The sequence below is a fragment of the Methanobrevibacter sp. genome (genome assembly GCF_045646045.1).
GTDB lineage: Archaea > Methanobacteriota > Methanobacteria > Methanobacteriales > Methanobacteriaceae > Methanocatella.
Map to the genome: position 1 here is coordinate 1 of NZ_JAZRJY010000079.1, position 21826 is coordinate 21826.

Below are 21826 nucleotides of genomic sequence, written 5' to 3' on the forward strand. Positions count from 1 at the left end.
TAAAGATAGTGCTAATAACACAATAAAAACATTTTTTATTTTCAAATAACATCCCCCATATTTAAAAAGTTTTTACGTTAAAAATTATATCTACAATTATTAATAAATTCTTTTGTTAAATGCACATATTGTTTATAAAAATGATTAATAATCATTTAAAGATTAAAAGATTTTCATTGGGAGATATTTGATTTGATGCCAACAAAAGAAGCAAATACAGATGCTATACATAACACCACACAAATAAGACATGTTATTTGACAACTGTTTATCAATAAAGGATAATATTGCTCGACAATAGGAACATTACCCATTACAAAAGCAAATACCAGTGTCAATATTCCCATACTCATTGCCTGACCTACAGTACGCATTGTTGATACGGCCGCTGATGCAACTGAAGTATCCTTTGGAGGAACTGAACTCATTATAACATTTGTATTTGGTGGGGAGAATAAACCAAATCCGACACCATAAATTACCATGGATATAATCAAATATTCAAGTGGCGTTTGACCGTTTAAAAATGAGAATAAAATTAAAGAAATCGTACCTAATCCCATTCCAATAGCTGCTAAAATTTGTGGAACATATTTATCTGATAGTCTTCCTGCAATTGGAGCGAGAACAACTTGGCATAATGGCGCAACCAGAAGAATCATACCTGCAGATTGAGAATCAAATCCTTTAATATACTGTAAATGATAATTCAGAATTGTTGTTACGGCAAAAGTAGCCAAATATGCAGATAACGAAGCAAAATTAGAAGATGAAAATTTGCGATTTTTGAAAAATCTAACATCAAATACAGGATGGTCTTGTTTCAGCTCTATTAATGCAAATATAATTAAAATTATTATACCCAAAATTGTCAATATTATTCCTAAAGAGGTATTTAGTATAGTAAAACCATACATGAACAATACCATTCCAATTCCATAGGAAATAGACCCTTTAATATCAAGCGGAATATTTTCAAAGGTAATCCATTCATCATCAATTTTAGTTAAAAGCAATGCCAATATTACAAATAAAAAAGGAACACCGAATAAAACTACTGATCTCCAACCCAAATGGTAATTAAGGATTCCGCCAAGAACAGGAGATAAAGATAAACCAATGTAAACTCCAGTAATATTAATTCCTAATGCTTTTCCTCGCTCTTCCGGTTTAAATGCAGATACCACCATGGACATAGAAGTAACATTTATGAAAGATAATGAAATTCCCAATATAAAACGAGATGCTAAAAATTGCTCTTGAGAAGTGACAAGAACATTAACAATAGAAATTATAATAAAAAGAATGATGCTTAAAATTGTAACTTTTTTAAGACCGTATTTACCTGAAATCTGGCCTGCCGGAACCGACATCACCGCTACAACTAATAAAAAGATAATTGTAACCCAATTTTGAACAATATTGCTCATATGAAATTCACTGGCTATTGTTGGGATGACAACCGTAACTGCATTAACTGCAAAAACTGTGAAAAATGACAATACTGTACAAATTAAAAGAATTAAATTTTTCTTTTCCATCGGATTAAATTATATAAAAGAAATTATTTTAATCTTTTCATCAGACCAGATTTGCGGGCATAATGAAACATATATAATTGGACATATCCTGCATAGTCCCCAAACTCATCCATTCCAAACTCACGGACTTTTTCTACTTTAATATCTTTTCCATCAAAGTATAAATAAGACACAATACGTTTAATCCATACATCACTTGGAAAAGCTTCTTTAAATCCAAAACCATAAAGCAAAATACAATCCGCAACCTTTGGACCCACACCAGGCACTTTTAGAATTGTTTCAAATGCTTCATCATAAGACATTTTTGATATATCTGAAAGGTCCATTTCAAGTGTAAAAATCTCACTTGCCTTTCTCATGTATGGTGCCCTGTAACCTACACCACAGGACTTTAAATTATTATTTTTAACAGAACCATTTTTTAAAAGTTCTTCTTCATCATCCAAATATATATCATTGAAGATTTTAGGATTTGGAAAGGAATAATAATTATTAAAATTACATCCCCACTTTATTTTCACATCATCGATAGACTTTGTCCATCGTTTAATTGAATTGTTAGCAGAACAGATTGATGATATTATACATTCGAATGGATCTTTTGCCTGAAATAATCTTAAACCATTGCAAAATTTAGACATATCCTTAAGCTCATCATAACCATCAAGATATCTATAAAACTTACTTAAATCAAAGCCCAAATCATAAATTTCACTGACTTTTGAAATGGCCTGCTTTTCACTTATATTTCCAGTGTATGAAAAATCAATATTTTCACCACATTGTTTGACATTAAAAATAGAAGGATTAGTGTCAATACAAACCAAATCACTATAAGAATCATCAATTTTTTTCCATGGAGGCTGTGAAGTTTGACCAGATACTTGAGTTAGTTCTAAATCAATTGGAGCTTTAATAATCATAATCTAACAGCCACATTATTTTCTTTTAAGTACTCTTTAACTTCACCAATAGAATACTGATTAAAATGGAAAATACTTGCTGCAAGAGCTGCTGAAACGTCTGTCTTTTCAAAAACATCCAAAATGTCTTTTGGTTCACCAACACCACCACTGGCAATAACCGGAATATCAACAGCATCATTAATAGCCTTGTTTAATTCAATGTCATAACCTGCCTGTGTTCCATCCCCATCCATACTAGTCAAAAGGATTTCACCAGCACCGCGATCCTGACATTCACAAGCCCAGGCTATCGCATCCATGCCAGTAAATTCACGGCCACCGTAAATACTGCAATCAAACCAGCAATATCCCTTGTCAGTTTCAATGACAATTTTGTCTTTTGCATCATCAGGATGGTCAACATATCTTCTTTTTGCATCAATTCCAATTACAACAGCCTGAGAACCAACTACTTTAGAAGCTTCTGTTAATAAAGTAGGATTTTTAATAGCTGCAGTGTTGGTTGAACATTTATCTGCTCCCGCTTTTAACATTTTAATATAATCATCAACTTTTCTTATTCCTCCACCTACACAAATCGGCATGAATACATTTTCAGTTAATCTATCGATTACATCAGCCATTGTAGCACGTCTTTCGTGAGAAGCCGTAATATCCAATACAACAACTTCATCAGCCCCTTCTTCATAATAACGAGTTGCAAGTTCTACTGGATTACCAGCATATTTAATTTCCTTAAATTCAACACCTTTAACAACACGTCCTTCAGGAACCTGTAAATCACAATCTAGACAAGGAATAATTCTTTTAGTTAACATGATATCAAATAGAAAAAAAGTAGTTATTGTTTTTAAAAAACAATAATATTAAGCTGAATATCTTAAAACAAAACAAAATATTGCTAAAATGATAGTTAAAACAACTACATGTTCAGGAGAAAGTTTTGGTCCAACACTTTCTTCATCAAAGTACCTTACCAAACCTGCACCGGTTTGAGGCATACTAATTTTATTATCTTTTTTTGACATAATAATCTCCTTTTTAATTTATTATAAAAATAACTGATAATAATTATTTTCTTCATAGTATATAACATTATTGAAAATGAATTTCATATTTACATTTTGTTAATTAAATATAATTTTAATCCTCTATATTCTATAAAAAAAATTAAAATAAATTATTTATTGGACATAGTTCTAAATATATAATTAATTATCATTATTTCTAAAATAAATGATAAATAGATTATTTTAGGAGTTAAATATTATGTCAAAAAATAGAAAAATTATTGGACTGACTATAGTGATAGTAGTTTTTTTACTAATTATTTTCACACTATATGGAATGTCTAATGAAAATACAGATACTGTTAAGATTGGGTATTTGCCTACAGATCATGATGCGGCATTATTTGTCGCAAATGCTACGGGAATGTATAAAGATGCAGGAATTGAAGTGGAATTATATGAGTATAACAATGGTGGAGATATGATGAGTGCAATGGCTAGCGGTGATTTAGATGTTGGATATGTTGGAATAACCCCAGTAATATATTCCATATCTAAAGAAGTGCCTGTAAAAATTGTTGCAGGAGCTCAAAATGAGGGAAGCGGTTTACTTTCCCATAGTTCGTCAGTCAAGTCAGCCTCTGATTTAAAAGGTAAGATTGTGGCTACACCCGGTGAATCCTCAATACAAAGTGTATTATTAAAATATGATTTAAAGAAAAACGGACTAAATTTTTCTGATATTGAAAGTCCCAGTATGAAGGTTTCTTCAATGAATGATGCATTAAGAACCAAAAGTATCGATGCAATGTTAACATATGAACCTTATGTTACAATTTCAAAAGAAATCAATAATCAAACTTTGGTGGAAAACTCTTCAGAAATTTTACCTGATCATCCATGCTGTGTTGTAGTTATGAATGAAAAATTTTTATCAGGACATTCTGACAAAGCGCATAAAATTTTAGATATTCATAAAAAAGCAACGGAAAAAATAAAGGAAAATCCTGAAGAAATGGAAAAATATTTGCCACCACATATTGTTCCCAATCATGAAATTGAAAAAGAAAGTTTAAATCATATTAAATGGGTAAGTGATTTGAATGACACTTATAAGGAGAATGTTAATAATTTCTTAAAAATTGAACAAGATTTGGGAATAATTAATGAAACAATATCCCCAGACAAGTTATTTGCAAAAATTTAAATAATATCTAAAGTTTACTAAAGGGTTTTAATATGAAAAATTTCAGAAACGAATATAAAAAAGAGACAATAATATTGCCGATTATTTTAATAATAATTTGGTATTTGATTTGTGATGTATTTAATCTAATTCCAAGTTATATGTTTCCCGGACCAACGGACGTCGTTAATTCATTTATCAAGTTAGTTGTTTCAGGAAAACTTTTTAAAGATATCTTTGAAACACTTTATAAAGTATTGTTTGGTATGTTGCTAGCATCAGTAGTTGGTATAACATTTGGAATAATATTGGGTTGGTCTGAACGATTAGAAATGTTATGTAAATTAGTTATTAGTATTTTAAGACCTATTCCACCAATTGCATGGATTCCTTTTTCAATAATGTGGTTTGGTATTGGAATAGGACCTGCAGTATTCATAATCTTCATGGGATGTGTTTTTCCAATACTAATTTCAACAATTGATGGAGTACATAGAACAGATCCTGTTTTAATAGAAGCGGCACAATCATTTGGAGCATCAAATTCACAGATGTTAACTGAAGTAATCGTACCATCAAGTTTACCATATATTGTATCCGGACTTAAAGTGGCAATGGGTATTGCTTTAATGTGTACAATTTCCGGTGAGATGATTGGATCCAGTTCCGGTATAGGATATATGATTTTAACATCTACGAGCCTATTTGATACAGGTTCAACAGTGGTTGGAATGTTAGTAATTGGTGTAATCGGCATAATTTTTGATTATATTTTTACAAAGATACAGGAAAGAATATTCTGGTAAGGTGATAATATGACATTTGAAATAGAAAATGTATCAAAAACTTTTGTATCAAACGATGATGGAGAAGAAGTACTTGCATTAAAGGATATTAACCTTACTATTGAAACAGGAAAATTTGTATCCCTTGTAGGTCCATCAGGTTGTGGAAAAACAACTTTGTTACGTATAATAGAAGGGTTTGAAAATCCTACAGATGGTACTGTTAAAGATGATGGAGAAATAGTAATAGAACCTTCTAACGAAAGAGGTTTTATATTCCAGAACTATTCTCTTTATCCTTGGTTAAATGTCATTGATAATGTAATTTTTGGATTAGATATCAATGGAAAACCTGAAAAAGAAAGTAGGAAACGTGCAATGAAATATCTTGAGAGTGTTGGACTAGAAGATTTTGCAAAAAGATATCCTCATGAATTATCTGGAGGTATGAAACAAAGAGTTGCAATAATTAGGTCATTAATTAATGATTCTAAAAGTATATTGATGGATGAAACGTTTAGTGCATTAGATATACAGACAAAACACAAACTCCAAAATCAAATTCATAAAATTTGTAAAGAACAAAATAAGACAATCATTTTCGTTACACACGATATTGATGAAGCAGTATTTCTATCAGATGAAATTGTTGTCCTTTCCAGAAGACCCGGAACAATCAAGAAAATTTTTGAAATTAAACTAGAGCATCCAAGAAATAGGGAAGGCCAAGAATTTAAAGATCTGGTATCTGAAGTTACTCAAGAAATTGGAGAATTGGAAGAGGATTGATTTCATTTTAAGCGTCTGTCCATTGAACTACCATGGCTAACAGCGGCCGTGGTATTCTTACACCATTAAAAAAATTATATCTTTTCTTTTTTAAGAACTTTAATTTCACTTATTCTTGTATCTGGATATTGACCATCTTCGTCCTTTTCAACAGCCTTTACCATATCCCATATTGTTAAAAGACCAACACTAACACCAGTAATAGCTTCCATTTCAACACCAGTTTTACCTAGAGTATTAACGGCACAGGTACAGGTAATATAAGTGGGATTAACATCAAAATCTATTTCAATACCCGTTAAACTTAATGGATGGCATAATGGAATAATTGAAGATGTGTTTTTAACAGCCTGAATTCCTGCAATTTGAGCAGTTGTTAAAACATTACCCTTCTTTATTTCCTCATGCTGAATCATTTTTATTGTATTTTCATCAAGAAATATTTTTCCTGAAGCAACAGCTCTTCTTTTTTGATCCGGTTTTGCACCAACCTCAACCATATGTACTCCACTGTCTGTTAAATGTGTAAACTCTTCACCCATATTATCGCCTTTATTTATCACTAACTTCAATAACATCTAATTGCTTGCAAAATGCTTTAACGCCTAATTTATCTGCTACATTAGGCTGCGATCTTCCTTCATCACCTGAAATTAATTCCTTAATATACAATCCACCTTCAGTTTTTATAGTCATTTCAAAATGAGTATCATCTATTGCCTCGCAGGACAAATCCAAAACATGCTTTATACGAACTTTATCCGCACGCCTGTGGGAAACTCTGATTGGAGTTTGCTGATGAATTTCACCTAAATCAGACAAAATAACTAATTTATCTTTATCATAAGGCTCTTCACACTCAACCAATGCTTTATAAACTTTATATGCATCAGGAGACGATACCTTTATTTCAGCTTTTCTATTTCTATAGGTGAATTTTAAATCATGATATTGAGTTTTTCCCTTATTGATTTCATTGATTTCTTTTTCCAATTTATTTAAATCGATTTTTCTGATTTTGGGTTCTTTTATTTCAAGCACAAATGGCCTGCCCGAACCCAACATCAATACATCGATGTCTTCTCTTCCCGCACCGTGGAATTTAGCTTCATATCCATTAGTAGCCTTTAATATATGCTCGGAAATTAACTCTTCTACTGAACATGGATACTGTTTTCCTGTAAAATTACATTCTTCACATCCTCTACCCTTACATTTTCTGCAAGGCCATTTTGTTTGAGGAATTCCACGGATAAGCTTATTGTATTTGCCTTCAATGAAAATTGGATTGATTTGAACACGAACATTTGGATTTTTTATTAAATTAACATTGACAATGATATCCTGCTTTTCAAAATTAACTTCTTTGGATAATTCTTTCTCCAATCTTTTTCCAATAATTCTATTAATTTCCTTTTTAATAGGTTCAACATCGAGATTTAATTCTTTTATAAATTCATCATCTCTTTGTTTGATTTCCTTATCAATACGAGACCCTACAACAAATGAATCAAATTCTACTTTAAGAAAATCTAATTTATTATGGATTTTATCGAAAAGCTCATCATCGATTTTATCAAAAATATTTCCACAGATGACACACTCATCTTTTAAATCCAAATTTAAAGATTCTGCTCTTGAAACATTATCTTCACCGTCAATCGTTTTTGACAGCATTCTTCCAAGACAATGCTTGCATATTTTGCCATCTGTTTTTTCTAGGATTTCATCTAATAATTGCATATTAATCTTATTTCATGAATTGACCCATCATACGGTTCATTGCACCGCCACCTAAACGACCACCACGTTTTCCTATTCCTTTCATAGTCTTTCTAGTATTATTATAGTATTTTAACAGGTCTTTTACTTCAGCTTCATCAACACCTGCTCCACGAGCAATTCTTTGAATTCTGGAATGTTTGATGATTTTTGGGTTTTCCATTTCTTCTCTAGTCATTGAGGACATCATGATTTTATATGATTCAATTTTTTCTTCAGTCATTTTAGAAGCTTCTTTTGGGATTTTATTACCCATCCCAGGAATCATATTCAGTACCTGCTGCATAGGACCCATTTTATTCATCATATCGAACTGATTTTTCATGTCAACAAGGGTAAATTTACCCTTAAGCATGTTATTCATGGTTTGTTCAGCAACATCCTCATCGATTTCTTCTTCAGCTTTTTCAATTAAACTCTTAATATCACCCATTCCAAGCAATCTTGAAATGAATCTTTCTGGATCGAATAATTCAAAGTCATCGATTCTTTCACCAGTACCTATGAATTTAATTGGAGCACCAGTTTCTGCTACCGCAGACAATGCACCCCCACCTTTTGCTGAACCATCCAATTTTGTAATAATAATTGACCCGATGTCTGTTGCTTGTGAGAAAGCTTTTGCCTGTTCACCAGCCTGTTGACCAATTGTTCCATCAATAACAAGAATAGCTTCACTAGGATTAATAATATTATCTAACTGATCCATTTCTGCAATCAAATCAGCTTCTTCCTTGTGCCTACCAGCTGTATCGAAAATAATAACTTTACGATTTTTAAATTCTTTTAACCCTTTTTCGGCTAAATCAAGTGCATCTTTATTATTTGGATCACCATAAAGAGGAACATCCATTTCTTCAGTTAATTGCTTTAATTGCTCATAAGCAGCAGGTCTCCATGTATCTGTACAGACAACTGCGGGATTGAAACCTTTTTTCTGCAAATATCTACATAATTTACCGATGGTAGTTGTTTTACCACTACCCTGAAGACCCAGGAATAAAATTTTATATGGTCTTTCGTTAATATCTAGGGTTGCAGCTTCGCTACCCAAAAGATTTACCATTTCTTCATAAATAATTGTTATTACATGTTCTCTTGGAGTAATACCTTTTGGAGGTTCTTCTTCAAGAGCCCTATTTTCTATTTTTTTAGATAAATCTAAAACTAAAGCGATATTAACATCAGATTGAATTAATGCACGTTGAATATCTTTAACAACTTCTTTTATTGTTTTTTTATCAATAACTGACATTCCCACTAACTTTTTCATCGTATTAGTGAGATTTTCACCTAAATTTCCAAGCATATTATCACTTTAAAATAAAATTTATTAATCTATTAGAATATATTTATATTTATATTATGTTTTAAAATTTTTGTGTGATAACTATGTTAGAGGAAGTAAAAAAATCTTTGAAAGAATCACCTATTGTAAAAAAAGGAGAATACAATTATTTTGTTAATCCTATAAGTGATGGGGTTCCAGCAATGGACCCTAAAATTCTACGTGAATTATCAAGAATAGTATATAAACATGCAGATTTAGATATTGATAAAATTGTAGCTGTAGAAGCAATGGGGATTCATTTAGCAACAGCATTATCTCTTGCAACAGACATACCATTTGTTGTAATCCGTAAAAGAGAATATGGACTTGAAGGTGAAAAACAAGTATATCAAAAAACTGGATACGGATCTTCAAATCTTTTTATCAATGATTTACATGCTGGTGAAAGAATTTTACTTATTGATGATGTTGTAAGTACTGGAGGAACATTAATCGCTCTTTTAAATACATTAAAAGATATGGAATTAGACATAAAATCCGCTGTAGCCATAATTGAAAAAGGTGAAGGTAAAAAACTTGTTGAAAAAGAAACCGGAATCGATATACTGACAATCATTAAACTCGATGTCATTGACGGAAAAGTTGTAATTGAAAAAACAATAGAAGATTAAAATGTCATTATATAATATGGATTTAGACAGAGTAATCCGTAAAATTAATTCCAAAAACGTGAAAAATGTTGGCCTTCAATTTCCGGAAGGTCTTAAAATGCAGGCGGTAAACATTGCACGTTCAATTGAAGAAGAGTGCGATGTTAATGTTATTATTTCAGGCGATCCCTGTTTTGGAGCATGTGATGTAAGCGATTATAAAATGAAAGATTCCGTTGATTTAATTATTCATTTTGGTCATACCCCGCTTCCCATAAGATATGAAATTCCAACCTTATTCATAGAGGCATTTGCCAATATTGATGTGAAAAAAGATTTGAAAAAATGTCTTGAAAGTTTAAAAGATTACTCAAAAATAGCTTTAGTTACCACAACACAACATTTACATTTATTGAATGAAATGAAAGATTTTCTTGAAGATAACGGCAAGGAAGTTGTTCTTGGTTCATCCAAAAGTACAAGAAAAGGCCAGGTTCTGGGATGTAATTTTTCTTCAATCAAAAATTTAGATGCAGATGTTTTTTTATTCATTGGAAGTGGAAATTTCCACCCATTAGGAATATATTTATTTACTAAATCCCCAGTTTATGCTCTTGACCCCTATAATAATGAACTAAGGGAAATGACAGATTATGCGGATAGAATCTTAAGAATTCGATTTGCCAGGATAACAAAAGCGCGTGAAGCCAAAAAATGGGGAATTGTTGTATCATCAAAAGAGGGGCAATACAGACTTGAACTGGCAAAAGAAATAAAAAAACTACTTAAAGATAACGGAATGGAAGGATTCATAATAATGTTGGATAATGTAAATCCCGATGTTTTACTTCCATATTTTGATTTAGATGCATTTATAGTTACAGCATGCCCAAGAATAGCTATCGATGATTCCCAAATGTATAAAAAACCATTGATAACCCCACAAGAGCTAGAAATTGTATTGAATAAGAGGCAATGGGAAGACTATCAGTTGGATGAAATACTTTTTAGACGAAGATAGTACACTAACTTTAAATATTAATATTTATAGAATTATTATATTAATGAAATTTTTTTCTTAATTTGGTGATTTAATATGGTCGAAGATAAAGAACAAATTGTGATGCCAGGCGAAAAATTAGGAATAATAGAACAATACGTACCTGGAGAAGGTACTTATGATGACAATGGAGAAATTAAATCATCAGTACTAGGAAATGTTAAAATAAATCAAAAAAAGAGAGTTATCTCAGTTGACTCAAAATTTGGTAAACCTGCTCTTTTAAAAAAAGGAGATATTGTATATGGTCAAATAACTGATATCAAACCACAAAGAGCAAACATCAATATTGAGTGTATTAAAGATAATCCTAGACCTTTAGCTTTACCTTACATGGGTGCAATACACATATCCCAAGCTAAAAAAGATTATTTAGAAAAATTGGGCGATGCTTTTAGAATAGGAGATATTGTACAGGCTAAAGTAGTTAAGATAACCGGAGATAATGTTGATTTAAGTACTGTAGATAAAGATTGTGGTGTTTTAAAAGCAATGTGTACTCGTTGCAGAGATTATATGCACACCACCAATAAGAATAATGAAGTTCAATGTAATACATGCAATAGGAAAGAAAAACGTAAAGTTTCAATAAACTATGTAAATGAAAATTAAGGTAGATAATATGAATAATATCAAAATTCTTAATCAAACTCCAACAGAAATAGAATTCGAAATTGAAGATGAAAGTCATGGTGTTTGTAATGCTCTTAGACACATTTTAATGCAAAATGAAGATGTTGAATATGCAGTTTACAACATTGACCACCCGCTTACCGGAAAACCAATAATGACCATTAAAACTACTGGTGCAGATCCAAAAGATGCATTAAAAAAAGCTGCTGAACAACTTAAAGAAGATAGCGAATCTTTCAAACAACTTATTGAAGAAAATTTATAACTTCAATAACTTATTTTTTTTATGTGATAACATGGGAAAGCATAAAAATCCCAGTTTAACAACAGATATTTTTATTTTTGATGAAAATAAAAACTTTATTTTAATAAAACGTAAGAATGATCCATATAAAAATTTCTGGGCATTGCCCGGAGGATTTGTAGATTATGGTGAAAGTGTAGAAGATGCGGCCATAAGAGAAGCTTTAGAAGAAACTAGCATTAATGTTAAATTGGATAAACTCATTGGAGTATATTCCGACCCTTCAAGAGACCCTAGAGGCCATACAGTAAGTGTAACATATAGTGCTAGGGGAAACATGCATGAAATGAAAGCTGATGATGATGCATGCGACATTAACATTTTTACCAAAAAAGATTTAGAAAAAATAAATCTTGCTTTTGACCATGAAAAAATTATTAATGATTGTTTTGATTCTGTTTTTAAGAAATAATCATATTAAAAAAGTATAAATTTAAATAATTTAAAATGAAATATTTAACATAGTACAAAGAAAAAATAAGAGGTTGATATAATGGAATTTTGCCCAGATTGTGGAGCAATGTTACTTCCAAATGACAATAAACTTAAATGTAGTTGTGGATATACAAAAGATTTATCTTCTGATAGCAGCGAATACTCTGTTTCACAAAAAGTTAAAGGTAAACAGGGTGTTGTAAATATGGGAGAAGTTGAAGATATGAGATCACAAATAACTGAAGTATGTCCAGAATGTGGTCATGATAAAGCTTATTATGAACTTAAACAAACCCGTAGTGCAGATGAAGCACCTACAAGATTCTTTGAATGTGCTGAATGTGGGCACAAGTGGAGAGATTACGATTAAGAGGAAAAAAATATGAAGGATTCTGATGATAAGGAGAATAGAATTTCTAATCTTAAAAATATGTTCGATACTATGAATGAGGAAGAACCTCAGGAAATAGACGAATATGATGACATTGAAGAAGATGAAGAATTAATCAACTTCTTAAATGAAAATTCACAAGATTATGAAATTGACGATGAATACATTTATCGTCCTGGACAAGATTCTCCAGATGCAATCAATCTAGAAGAAGATGATGCAGAAATCGATGAAAACTTCATTATTGAAACTGATATTAATGAAAAATTAGATAAAAAAACTCAAGTAGTTAACAAACCAACAGATTTCGAAGATGAAATTAATGAAAGTTTCGACAATATGGTAAATATTAAAATAGGAGAAAAACCTGTTTTAGCCTTCATAACCTTAATTCTTGGAATAATTTTTATAATAGCTTCAATCTTTGTTTTAAATTCTGGGACTGATAGACTTATAGATAATGTAGTTTCAGGTGAAAACAACTTTTTAGTAGTTATTCTGATAATTATTGGAGTATTATTAATAATATATGGAGTATTTAAAATATTCAATTTTAAAAATCCATTTGATTCCATGTTTAATTCATTGGAGGATGAAAAAGAAGAAGATGATGAATTAAATGATGTTGAGCAAAAAATAGAAGAGCCTGTTCTTCCAAAAAGCAATATTCCTCTAGATAAAGAATCTTATAAAATAGGGGAATTTAATATGGATGAACTTAAAAGCTCTCTAAAAAGTTCTTTTTCTAAAACTATTAATACCCCAGAAGAACCATCCCCAGAAGCAGAAGAGGAAATTGATGTAGAAGATTTACCCCCTGCACGTGAAAAGGCTCCTGATAAAAAAGGCCTCATTAAAGAAGAGATTGAAGAAAAAGATTACGAACAAGCTCAACTTGATGGAGAATCTATTGATGATATTTTTGCAGATGTTGAAGACATCGAAAAAGAGAATAAATGATTAATTTTTATGGGCCTGTGGTCTAGTCTGGAATGACACAGGACTTCGGATCCTGAAATCGGGGGTTCAAATCCCTCCAGGTCCGCTTTTTTTAATAAAAGCATTATCGGCAGGCATGATGATGAAACCGCTTATTTATTTTTAAAGATAATCAGTAAGGTTAAACTTGGCGGATTAATTTTTATTCTTAAATCCACATATCAGTATATGCCTCATGGAAGAATAGGAACCGAAGCACTAATTAAAGTTTTAGATTTAGAATTAGAAATACCAATGCATAACTTTCCAAGAATGGTAATTGCATAAAAAAAGTAGTTATCTAAAATTTCCTACTTTTTTACCCTAACTAAAGCCTCTTTAAAAAAGTCAGGAACTAAAGACCTGTAAAGTGGACTTTTTAAAACCATGTTAATATCAGAATCTAAAATATAAGTGTAACAATAATCATCTTCAGCACGCATACCACGACCGTAGGCTTGCATTAATGTCATGACGGTCTTATATGCATACCATTTCGGATCATTTTTTCTTCTCATATTAATTTGTTTATCTCCAAGATATGGGAAAGGAATTTTATAAATAACCTGGAATCTACACTTATCATAAGGTAAATCCACACCTTCACTCATTGATGGAGAAACCAAAACTAACGGATTTTCATCTTTCTCGAAATAAGATAATATCCTTTCACGATTGTCAGAATTATGTGAAATTAATCTAGAGTTAATTAAATTATTATTAATATAATGCTGACATTTGTAACTATTAGTATGGATTAATCCTTTTTCATCTTTATGCTTTTCAAGAATTTCTTTTAATATTGGGATTGTTTTAGGAGCAGTTTTGCCTATTCTATTTTTAGACATTTTACCTGCCAAATTTAAAATAATAGGTCTTTTTTCTTTTGTAAAAGGACTATCTACTTTAATATGATATACTTCATCTGGAGATAAGCCCAACCATTTTGAAAATAGAGAGCTGGACAGAATTGTAGCACTCATGAAAATAACAACATCCCCATATTTAAGCAAGGTATCTTTAGCATAATGGTGTACCCTTAACGGCTTAAATGAAACACCGTTTTCATCACTATCAATGACCCAATTTTTAGGTTCGGTTTCAAGATTCTTTTTAAGAGTTTTGAGTCTGGATATTGTAGACCGGATTCTATCTGCCTTATTTTTAGATAAATCTTTAATATCTATATCCTCATATGATTCGCCAATAGCTCCAATTTCCATAATCCAATCTTCAAGTTCACCATCTTTAAGAGTTTCTTTTGAAATAACTTTACTGATATCTTTTTCCAAACGATTATTATATAAGTTAACTTCCATTGTACTCATTAATTTAGATTCAATGTTATGAGCTTCGTCTAAAATAAGAAGTGAGCGAGTTCCAAAATGTTTAACATAATTCAACTCCGCAATAGCATAATCATAATTCATCAAAGTTATTGGTGAGTTGATTGCATTAGCCTTTTGTTCCCAATAATGACAATGAGATTCTGATTGATAAAATACAGCACCGCCAAATGAATCTTCAAAAGCAAGTTCTGCATCCAAAGTCGGATTTTTAGCAACACCATTTGGACAGAAAAAATTACTTGATGTAGGAGATGTCTTACAGGCACCCATATCACATGTAACATCAAGCCCGTCATGCAAACATGAAAAATTAGACCTTCCTTTTACTAATGGAAACTCAAATTCATTATTATACTGTGATTGTAACTGTTTTGTCATTGTTAAGATATATGCTGAACCATACATTTTAGCCAGTGTAGTAGCAATTGCAGATTTACCTGTTCCTGTTCCAGCTTCTAAAATAATATATTTATATCCTTGCTTAATTGCATCATCAATATTTTGAATAATCTCAAATTGACCCATTCTTGGTTCATAAAATGGGAAATTTTCTATTATATCCTCATCCACATTGGGATATAACTCTTTGAGTTCTAAAAATCTATTTACCTGCATCTTATGGTCTTCAATAGAATAGACTTCTGGAATCTCATCATCTAAAATTGAAGATGTTCTAGGCTTGGTAAAACTAAATAAACTAGTAGAACTTTTTTCTTCAGCTGTTTTCTTTGGATTACAAATACAATTACTTTTTAACATACCACAATTTGGACAAAACATAGAATTTGACATTAAAAATATATTAGTATTGTATCCTATAAATAAATTAATATAGAGCATTTGACGAGAAATATTTATAAGTGATAACATGACTGAAAGAGGAAAATTATATGGAATTGGTGTTGGACCGGGAGATACTGAATTATTAACTTTAAAAGCAGCTAGGATTTTAGAAACCGTCCCCGTTATTTTTTCACCAAAATCCTCCAAAGAAAAAGAAAGTATTGCACTTTCAATAGTAAAACCAATAATTGAAAAAAGAAAAGACTACAAAAAATTAATGCTAGTAGAACCTATATTTCCAATGATTGAAGATAAAAACGAACTTGAAAAAGTTTGGACATCAGCTTCTGAGTTACTTGCACAATATCTTGATAGTGGACGTGACGTTGCATTTATTACTCTTGGAGACCCATCCATTTTCAGTACCTATTCTTATGTTCAAAAGAAATTAATCGGAGCATATGAAATTGAAACCGTTCCTGGAATTACATCATTTACTGCATGTGCAGCTGCTCGTAATGAAGCATTGGTTGAACAAAATGATATTTTATCAGTTGTTCCAAAAATAGATGATAGACTAGATGATGTTATCGAATACAGTAATGCAATAGCTTTAATGAAAGCATCAAGAAATATGCGTAAATTAGAATTAAAAATTGAAAACAACAAGCGTACTACAGACATTTATTCAGTTCAAAACTGTACCCGTGAAAATGAGGAAATTGTGGATGGTTTTTCAAAAGACAAACCATATTTAACTACAACCATTATCAAATTAGACGACTAATTCAATGGTTCAACCTCAAACACACATTTACCATCACCCATAGTATAACATTGAATTTCAATTACACTAACAGGTGAGTTAAAGTATTCTGAAAATAAAGCTTCGATAATACCAGTATCTAAAAAACATGCCGGTTTTCCTGTTTTGGGCAATAATGCACATTCAAAACAATCAAAAGAAGTTACCTTTATAATATCCCCTACTTCAAATGATATCCTACCTAAACCCTTATCTTCCCAGAATTGAGAAATATTAGCTAAAAAAGTATCTAAATCATCATCATATAATAAATCAAATAAAGACCTGCCTATTCTATTACCTGTAGCCTGTAAAACCGGATCTATATTAATTCCTTCTTGAATAAGCATTGATCTTAAAGTATGGAATAATAAAACTGTAAAATCACCATCATCATTAATAATATTATTAACCAAATAATCTTTTTGTGTTTCTTCAAGTTCTTTTTGTTCCGCAAGATTAACGGAGCCCAAATATTTAGAATTGATATAAAAAATTTTTTTCCTGTTGTCTTCCGGATGAATTTTAAAGGACACAATCCCCATTTCTCTCAAACTTTTTAAATGGACAGAAACTGTAGATTTTGATTTACCAGTATTTGACACGATTTCATCAAATTCCATTTCACTATTTCTTAACATTTCAAGAATAGTAAGCTTTACTGGACTTTTAACTACATTAACACCAATATTTTTTTCAGGGTTCGAGAATATTTGGATTGGTTTTTCATCGCCCATTAATTTACACCTCTAATTATTTTTTTTATCTTTTAGGTTAATATAATTAACTAACAAAAATATTTAAAAAAAATGAATAAAAAACGAATAAAATTAATTGTGATTTTTTTAAATGTTCAATTTTAAAAACGAACAGTTTAATCAAACATAATCTATATATATAAACTTTTACATATCATATATTCAATCTATATGTCATTCGTATAGATTAAAACAAATTTTGAGATGATATTATGAAGGCTAATGCTCAAAAAATAGCTGAAGGAGTATACTGGATTGGTGTTCTTGACTGGGATTTAAGAAGCTACCACGGATACACCTTAGATGGTACCACTTACAATGCTTACATTGTATTTGGAGAAGACAAAGTAGCAATTATTGATAATGCATACCCTGGAAAAACTGCTGAAATGATGGCACGTATTGATGATGCATTTGCTCAAGAAGGAAGAGATGTAAATGTTGATTACATTATTCAAAATCACGTAGAAAAAGATCATTCTGGTGTTTTATATGATTTACACAAAAGATTCCCTGAAGCACCAATTTACTGTACTGAAATTGCTGTAAAAGGTCTTTTAAAACACTACCCTAACTTAGAAGGTGCTGAATTTATAACTGTTGGAACTGGAGACACCTTAGATGTTGGTGGAAGAACCTTAGCTTTTTTAGATGCATTCTTACTCCACTGGCCAGACAGTATGTTTACATTACTTGCTGATGATACTGGAATTTTATTCCCTAACGATGCATTCGGTCAACACTTATGTTTCACCCAAAGATTCAGTGATGAAATCCCTGAATATGTATTAATGGATGCAGCACAAAAATTCTATGCAAACTTAATTACCCCACTTTCAAAATTAGTACTTAAAAAATTAAATGAAGTAGTAGAATTAGGATTACTTGAACAAATTAAAGTAATTGCACCATCTCACGGTCAAATCTGGACTGACCCAATGCAAATTATTGGAGCATACCAAAACTGGGCAACTGGTGTATGTGAAGACAAAATCACTATTGTCTACGACACAATGCACTACTCAACCCAAACTATGGCTCACGAAATTGCTGAAGGTGCAATGTCTGAAGGATATGATGTTGAAATCTTCTTCTTGCACGAAGATGAAAGATCAGAAATTGTTAAAAGTATCTTAACTAGTAAAGGAATAGCTATTGGTGATCCTACCATTAACGATGTACCATACCCAAGTATTGGAGACATCATGTACTACTTGAAAGGACTTTTATTCAACAGAACTGGTATTGAAAGAAAAGCTGTTACCTTTGGTTCAATGGGTGGAAGAGGAGGATCTCCTGCAAAACTCGCTGAAGAATTAGGTAACTGTGGATTTGATATTGTAGACACTCAAGAAATCTACTTTGTACCTGATGCTGATGAAAACGAAGCAAGTTACGAATTAGGTAAAAAATTGGCACAAGCTTGTAAGGAATTATAATTTTAAATATTTTAAAAATTAAAATTATGTATATCCAAATGGAGATGTATTAATATGGTAAAATACGAACATGAAATTGGTATTACAAAAGGAACTCCTGTAGAAAAATTTGTTGCAGGAAACTTTGAAGGAGAAACTAACGAAGTAGGTATTTATTTAGCTATGTCCAGACAAGCTTCCAGAGAAGGTTATGGGGAATTAGCTGAAGTATTCAAAAGATTAGCATGGGAAGAAGCTGAACATGCAGCAAGATTCTGTGAAATGAACGGAATCATCAAAGACACCCTCAAAGAAAACATTGAATGGATGATGGGTGGAGAAAAAATGGCTAACGCTGAAAAAAGAGAAGCTTCTGAAAAAGCTCAAGAAGCTGGAATTGAAACCGCTGCTGATTTCTTCAGAGAAAGTTCCAAAGACGAAGGTCGTCACTACAAAATCTTAGAAGGTATTTTAGAAAGATACTTCTAGTTGAAAGAATTAATTTTCTTTCAATTTCTTTTATTTTTTCACCATAACCATCAAAAAACAAAATTTTTTAAAATTATAATAATCCACCTAATTATCATAAATAAAAATATTATAAACAAAATAGCCTACCATTTAAAAATATTTAAAAAAATATTAATATAATTACCAATATAAATAAAAAACGAAAAGATTTTTTAAATTATGACCATAACATGATTTCAATGAAAAAAAATAAACTTAAAACATCCAATAAAAATTACTTGAAAATTAATTTGTTATATCTAGCATTAATAATTTCAAATATTGTATTTTTTATAGGATTAATTGAATATCATGCAAAAATTGGTATAAATATTGATTTAGAAACTATTCAGGATATTGCATCTGCCATTGCTACAATTTGTATTTTAGGATATGTTTCTGGAAGATTGAGTAAAATAAAGGGCTTAGGAGAAAGTGCAATATTTGGAATTATGTATTCTCTCATAATTTGTGTAATAGGTCTAATGAGTACTTATTTTGATACTAAAGTTGATGTTGCAATGCATTTTGGACCATATTTAGATATGTTTGGAATTTTATGTGGAGTTTTAATCTTTGTTATTCTTGCAACTAATTTAAAGTCATTTAAAGAGGTTTTAGATGGAAAATTTACTAAAAAAAATCAATTGATATGTTTAATAATATTCACAATGGTTGGACTTTTTGCTTCATATGCCTGTGTAATGATTAATGGTACACCTGCAAACATCAGATCATTGATAGTTATGATTAGTGGTTTGTTTGGAGGTCCTTTCGTTGGAATACCTGTAGGAATAATATCTGGAGCATATAGATTAAGTTTAGGAGGAACCACCGCCCTGGCCTCTGCCATTTCAACAGTAATAAGTGGAGTTGTTGGAAGTTTAATCTTTATTTGGAATGATAAAAAATTTCCAAAAGCTGTTCCTGCAATCATATTAATGTTTTTATTTACAGGATTTGAGATGTTAATGGTCGTCATACTAACTCCGCCAGACATTTCATTCCCTTTTATTCAAAATATTTACCCGATAATGATATTTGCATCTGTTTCAGGAATGTTATTATTCTCAATAGTTCTTAAAGACAGAAAAGAAAAAATGAACCCAACAATCAGAGACGAAGAAGATAAAATTAAACACTTAAAAAATGATTTGGAAGAATACAGTGAAAGAATTGAACTGCTGGAAAATGAAATTGAAAAATTGAAAAAAGATAAAGAAAAAAAATAAAATATTTCCATACATTCCAAACCACCATTTCCTTAAAATAATGATAAATATTTTAATATCTTATTATGAAAATTGCTAGAATAATTAATTATAAAATTAAAATAATAAAAATAGAATATAAAAAAATAGTTTTAAAACTACTTAATCTACATGAAACTGGCTATAATGCTTACAATAATAATCATTGCCATGATTACAGATATTGAATTAACAAGTGGCTTGTACATATTTTCCGGAAGTTTATAGCTAAGCAATATTTCAAGCATTTTACCTCCATCCAAAGGTTTCATTGGAAGTAAATTGAATGTACCGATTCCTAAATTTAAAATAAACATCCATTGGAATAAATCAGCTAAATTAAATAAAACCCAAGGTAAAGGACCGAAAGCATTATTTTTCAATTCATAATGTTTGGCTGCCTGAATTCCAAAGTAACCTACAGATTCATTATTCGGATTTTTATCCAGCGTCAGCGTATACGAACCCTGATTCGTACCAACAGTTACATTATCACCAGGCTTGAAATTTCCAACAATATTCATATAGCTGCTCGAATCATTAATTACATGATTATCAATAGACTCTATAATCATTCCCTCTTTTAAATGTTCACTAGCCGGTGAATCACCAACTACACGATTAATTTCAATTCCATTTTCAGAAAAATTGCCCGGAATGGCATAAGATGAAATTACTAGAAAAATAACAAAAGAAATAGCTGCAAGTGACATGTTGGCAACGGAACCTGCCGCATAAACTCTAAGCTGTGATAATCTTGAAGATGCCTTAAGTTCATCCTCATCAGGTTCGACAAAAGCACCAGGAATTATTGCAAATAACAATAAACCAATGGATTTGATGCTTATTTTTTCAGTAACTGCCAATATACCATGTGAAAATTCATGAACTACCAATACAGTAGCTAAACCTATCAATCCATAACCCAATGGAACATAAATAGATGATCCAGGCATTTCAACACCAGGTATTACCAGTGAAACAGATGGAGTAGTGGTTATAGTCTCAAGTGATGACACTAAAAGCCATGTCATACCAATCATTGCAACAAATGACACCACAATACCAAAATTCATAAAATATTTCCAAAAACGAGGGGATTTGTCAGAAATACGTTTAATAAATCCCCTAAGTCTTTCTGTTCTCCACATTATAATAGGAAAATCAATTTCAAAACCATACTTAGATA

24 protein-coding genes and 1 tRNA gene are annotated in these 21826 nt (G+C 31.0%); 15 read left to right on the forward strand and 10 right to left on the reverse strand.

The window, feature by feature from the left end; translation table 11 throughout:
• Nucleotides 1–173: 173 nt before the first annotated feature.
• The 4 genes from ACKI5C_RS04970 to ACKI5C_RS04985 are packed head-to-tail and all read right to left on the reverse strand — an operon-like array spanning nt 174 to nt 3498.
• Entirely contained in the window at nt 174–1541 is a 1368-nt protein-coding gene (locus ACKI5C_RS04970; RefSeq protein ID WP_407432094.1) for an MFS transporter, read from the reverse strand.
• Nucleotides 1542–1564: 23 nt separating this feature from the next.
• Nucleotides 1565–2467 (reverse strand): DNA glycosylase, encoded by a 903-nt coding sequence (locus ACKI5C_RS04975; protein WP_407432095.1) that lies wholly within the window; start codon nt 2465–2467, stop codon nt 1565–1567.
• Entirely contained in the window at nt 2464–3288 is an 825-nt protein-coding gene (gene hisF / locus ACKI5C_RS04980) for an imidazole glycerol phosphate synthase subunit HisF (RefSeq protein WP_407432096.1), read from the reverse strand. The genes ACKI5C_RS04975 and hisF overlap by 4 nt, the downstream gene beginning before the upstream one ends.
• A 48-nt stretch (nt 3289–3336) precedes the next feature.
• Nucleotides 3337–3498, reverse strand: coding sequence for a preprotein translocase subunit Sec61beta (locus ACKI5C_RS04985; protein ID WP_296798316.1), 162 nt, complete (start codon nt 3496–3498; stop codon nt 3337–3339).
• 241 nt (nt 3499–3739) lie between these two features.
• On the opposite strand from ACKI5C_RS04985, the gene ACKI5C_RS04990 reads away from it, so the two are divergent.
• Genes ACKI5C_RS04990 through ACKI5C_RS05000 form a run of 3 tightly spaced genes read left to right on the forward strand, consistent with a single transcriptional unit; the run spans nt 3740 to nt 6240 of the window.
• A complete protein-coding gene (locus tag ACKI5C_RS04990) occupies nt 3740–4687 on the forward strand; it encodes an ABC transporter substrate-binding protein (protein ID WP_407432097.1) in 948 nt (315 codons plus the stop codon).
• Between the two features lie 32 nt (nt 4688–4719).
• On the forward strand, nt 4720–5472 hold the full coding sequence (locus tag ACKI5C_RS04995) for an ABC transporter permease (protein WP_407432098.1): 753 nt from the start codon (nt 4720–4722) through the stop codon (nt 5470–5472).
• 9 nt (nt 5473–5481) lie between these two features.
• Complete coding sequence (locus tag ACKI5C_RS05000; RefSeq protein ID WP_407432099.1) at nt 5482–6240, forward strand: ABC transporter ATP-binding protein; 759 nt, start codon at nt 5482–5484, stop codon at nt 6238–6240.
• 74 nt (nt 6241–6314) lie between these two features.
• Here ACKI5C_RS05000 and moaC read toward each other — a convergent pair whose 3' ends face one another.
• Genes moaC through ACKI5C_RS05015 form a run of 3 tightly spaced genes read right to left on the reverse strand, consistent with a single transcriptional unit; the run spans nt 6315 to nt 9331 of the window.
• On the reverse strand, nt 6315–6782 hold the full coding sequence (moaC, locus tag ACKI5C_RS05005) for a cyclic pyranopterin monophosphate synthase MoaC (RefSeq protein WP_407432100.1): 468 nt from the start codon (nt 6780–6782) through the stop codon (nt 6315–6317).
• Nucleotides 6783–6792: 10 nt separating this feature from the next.
• Nucleotides 6793–7983: a tRNA pseudouridine(54/55) synthase Pus10 gene (locus ACKI5C_RS05010; RefSeq protein ID WP_407432101.1), complete on the reverse strand. Its 1191-nt coding sequence runs from the start codon at nt 7981–7983 to the stop codon at nt 6793–6795.
• Between the two features lie 7 nt (nt 7984–7990).
• Nucleotides 7991–9331: a signal recognition particle protein Srp54 gene (locus ACKI5C_RS05015; RefSeq protein WP_296806560.1), complete on the reverse strand. Its 1341-nt coding sequence runs from the start codon at nt 9329–9331 to the stop codon at nt 7991–7993.
• An 83-nt stretch (nt 9332–9414) separates the two neighbouring features.
• Here ACKI5C_RS05015 and hpt point away from each other — a divergent pair, with 83 nt between their 5' ends.
• From hpt to ACKI5C_RS05055, 8 genes are all read left to right on the forward strand, one after another.
• Nucleotides 9415–9984, forward strand: a complete 570-nt coding sequence (gene hpt, locus ACKI5C_RS05020; RefSeq protein ID WP_407432102.1) for a hypoxanthine/guanine phosphoribosyltransferase — start codon at nt 9415–9417, stop codon at nt 9982–9984.
• 1 nt (nt 9985) lies between these two features.
• Nucleotides 9986–10984: a diphthamide biosynthesis enzyme Dph2 gene (gene dph2 / locus ACKI5C_RS05025; protein WP_407432103.1), complete on the forward strand. Its 999-nt coding sequence runs from the start codon at nt 9986–9988 to the stop codon at nt 10982–10984.
• 75 nt (nt 10985–11059) lie between these two features.
• Entirely contained in the window at nt 11060–11635 is a 576-nt protein-coding gene (locus ACKI5C_RS05030) for an exosome complex RNA-binding protein Csl4 (RefSeq protein ID WP_296798404.1), read from the forward strand.
• 10 nt (nt 11636–11645) lie between these two features.
• Nucleotides 11646–11921: a DNA-directed RNA polymerase subunit L gene (locus ACKI5C_RS05035; protein ID WP_407432104.1), complete on the forward strand. Its 276-nt coding sequence runs from the start codon at nt 11646–11648 to the stop codon at nt 11919–11921.
• Nucleotides 11922–11952: 31 nt separating this feature from the next.
• Complete coding sequence (locus ACKI5C_RS05040; RefSeq protein ID WP_407432105.1) at nt 11953–12372, forward strand: NUDIX domain-containing protein; 420 nt, start codon at nt 11953–11955, stop codon at nt 12370–12372.
• A gap of 81 nt (nt 12373–12453) precedes the next feature.
• Complete coding sequence (locus ACKI5C_RS05045) at nt 12454–12765, forward strand: transcription factor S (RefSeq protein WP_407432106.1); 312 nt, start codon at nt 12454–12456, stop codon at nt 12763–12765.
• Between the two features lie 12 nt (nt 12766–12777).
• Nucleotides 12778–13746 carry a topoisomerase IV gene (locus tag ACKI5C_RS05050; protein ID WP_407432107.1) on the forward strand — a complete coding sequence of 323 codons (969 nt, stop codon included), beginning with the start codon at nt 12778–12780 and terminating at the stop codon, nt 13744–13746.
• Nucleotides 13747–13757: 11 nt separating this feature from the next.
• Nucleotides 13758–13831 (forward strand) — tRNA-Arg (locus ACKI5C_RS05055).
• A gap of 244 nt (nt 13832–14075) precedes the next feature.
• Here the strand turns inward: ACKI5C_RS05055 and ACKI5C_RS05060 are convergent.
• Nucleotides 14076–15905: a helicase C-terminal domain-containing protein gene (locus ACKI5C_RS05060; RefSeq protein WP_407432108.1), complete on the reverse strand. Its 1830-nt coding sequence runs from the start codon at nt 15903–15905 to the stop codon at nt 14076–14078.
• A 76-nt stretch (nt 15906–15981) separates the two neighbouring features.
• On the opposite strand from ACKI5C_RS05060, the gene cobI reads away from it, so the two are divergent.
• Nucleotides 15982–16683, forward strand: coding sequence for a precorrin-2 C(20)-methyltransferase (gene cobI, locus ACKI5C_RS05065; RefSeq protein ID WP_407432109.1), 702 nt, complete (start codon nt 15982–15984; stop codon nt 16681–16683).
• On the opposite strand, the gene ACKI5C_RS05070 is transcribed toward cobI, so the two are convergent.
• Complete coding sequence (locus ACKI5C_RS05070; protein WP_407432110.1) at nt 16680–17438, reverse strand: V4R domain-containing protein; 759 nt, start codon at nt 17436–17438, stop codon at nt 16680–16682. The genes cobI and ACKI5C_RS05070 overlap by 4 nt on opposite strands.
• A 233-nt stretch (nt 17439–17671) precedes the next feature.
• Here ACKI5C_RS05070 and ACKI5C_RS05075 point away from each other — a divergent pair, with 233 nt between their 5' ends.
• From ACKI5C_RS05075 to ACKI5C_RS05085, 3 genes are all read left to right on the forward strand, one after another.
• Nucleotides 17672–18898 carry an FprA family A-type flavoprotein gene (locus ACKI5C_RS05075; protein ID WP_407432111.1) on the forward strand — a complete coding sequence of 409 codons (1227 nt, stop codon included), beginning with the start codon at nt 17672–17674 and terminating at the stop codon, nt 18896–18898.
• 54 nt (nt 18899–18952) lie between these two features.
• On the forward strand, nt 18953–19366 hold the full coding sequence (locus ACKI5C_RS05080; protein WP_296806570.1) for a ferritin family protein: 414 nt from the start codon (nt 18953–18955) through the stop codon (nt 19364–19366).
• Nucleotides 19367–19587: 221 nt separating this feature from the next.
• On the forward strand, nt 19588–20619 hold the full coding sequence (locus tag ACKI5C_RS05085) for a LytS/YhcK type 5TM receptor domain-containing protein (protein ID WP_407432112.1): 1032 nt from the start codon (nt 19588–19590) through the stop codon (nt 20617–20619).
• 146 nt (nt 20620–20765) lie between these two features.
• On the opposite strand, the gene ACKI5C_RS05090 is transcribed toward ACKI5C_RS05085, so the two are convergent.
• Nucleotides 20766–21826, reverse strand: a 1061-nt coding sequence (locus tag ACKI5C_RS05090; protein WP_407432113.1) for a site-2 protease family protein, incomplete at its 5' end; no start/stop codon positions are given.

Bases quoted from the DNA above. Each gene is read 5' to 3' on its own strand.
- ACKI5C_RS05070 (WP_407432110.1), bottom strand. From the start codon at position 17,438: ATGGGCGATGAAAAACCAATCCAAATATTCTCGAACCCTGAAAAAAAT.
- ACKI5C_RS05000 (WP_407432099.1), top strand. From the start codon at position 5,482: ATGACATTTGAAATAGAAAATGTATCAAAAACTTTTGTATCAAACGAT.
- ACKI5C_RS04975 (WP_407432095.1), bottom strand. From the start codon at position 2,467: ATGATTATTAAAGCTCCAATTGATTTAGAACTAACTCAAGTATCTGGT.
- hisF (WP_407432096.1), bottom strand. From the start codon at position 3,288: ATGTTAACTAAAAGAATTATTCCTTGTCTAGATTGTGATTTACAGGTT.
- ACKI5C_RS05085 (WP_407432112.1), top strand. From the start codon at position 19,588: ATGAAAAAAAATAAACTTAAAACATCCAATAAAAATTACTTGAAAATT.
- hpt (WP_407432102.1), top strand. From the start codon at position 9,415: ATGTTAGAGGAAGTAAAAAAATCTTTGAAAGAATCACCTATTGTAAAA.
- ACKI5C_RS04990 (WP_407432097.1), top strand. From the start codon at position 3,740: ATGTCAAAAAATAGAAAAATTATTGGACTGACTATAGTGATAGTAGTT.
- cobI (WP_407432109.1), top strand. From the start codon at position 15,982: ATGACTGAAAGAGGAAAATTATATGGAATTGGTGTTGGACCGGGAGAT.
- ACKI5C_RS05060 (WP_407432108.1), bottom strand. From the start codon at position 15,905: ATGTCAAATTCTATGTTTTGTCCAAATTGTGGTATGTTAAAAAGTAAT.
- ACKI5C_RS05045 (WP_407432106.1), top strand. From the start codon at position 12,454: ATGGAATTTTGCCCAGATTGTGGAGCAATGTTACTTCCAAATGACAAT.
- ACKI5C_RS05030 (WP_296798404.1), top strand. From the start codon at position 11,060: ATGGTCGAAGATAAAGAACAAATTGTGATGCCAGGCGAAAAATTAGGA.
- dph2 (WP_407432103.1), top strand. From the start codon at position 9,986: ATGTCATTATATAATATGGATTTAGACAGAGTAATCCGTAAAATTAAT.
- ACKI5C_RS04985 (WP_296798316.1), bottom strand. From the start codon at position 3,498: ATGTCAAAAAAAGATAATAAAATTAGTATGCCTCAAACCGGTGCAGGT.
- ACKI5C_RS05015 (WP_296806560.1), bottom strand. From the start codon at position 9,331: ATGCTTGGAAATTTAGGTGAAAATCTCACTAATACGATGAAAAAGTTA.
- moaC (WP_407432100.1), bottom strand. From the start codon at position 6,782: ATGGGTGAAGAGTTTACACATTTAACAGACAGTGGAGTACATATGGTT.
- ACKI5C_RS04970 (WP_407432094.1), bottom strand. From the start codon at position 1,541: ATGGAAAAGAAAAATTTAATTCTTTTAATTTGTACAGTATTGTCATTT.
- ACKI5C_RS04995 (WP_407432098.1), top strand. From the start codon at position 4,720: ATGAAAAATTTCAGAAACGAATATAAAAAAGAGACAATAATATTGCCG.
- ACKI5C_RS05080 (WP_296806570.1), top strand. From the start codon at position 18,953: ATGGTAAAATACGAACATGAAATTGGTATTACAAAAGGAACTCCTGTA.
- ACKI5C_RS05035 (WP_407432104.1), top strand. From the start codon at position 11,646: ATGAATAATATCAAAATTCTTAATCAAACTCCAACAGAAATAGAATTC.
- ACKI5C_RS05040 (WP_407432105.1), top strand. From the start codon at position 11,953: ATGGGAAAGCATAAAAATCCCAGTTTAACAACAGATATTTTTATTTTT.
- ACKI5C_RS05075 (WP_407432111.1), top strand. From the start codon at position 17,672: ATGAAGGCTAATGCTCAAAAAATAGCTGAAGGAGTATACTGGATTGGT.
- ACKI5C_RS05010 (WP_407432101.1), bottom strand. From the start codon at position 7,983: ATGCAATTATTAGATGAAATCCTAGAAAAAACAGATGGCAAAATATGC.
- ACKI5C_RS05050 (WP_407432107.1), top strand. From the start codon at position 12,778: ATGAAGGATTCTGATGATAAGGAGAATAGAATTTCTAATCTTAAAAAT.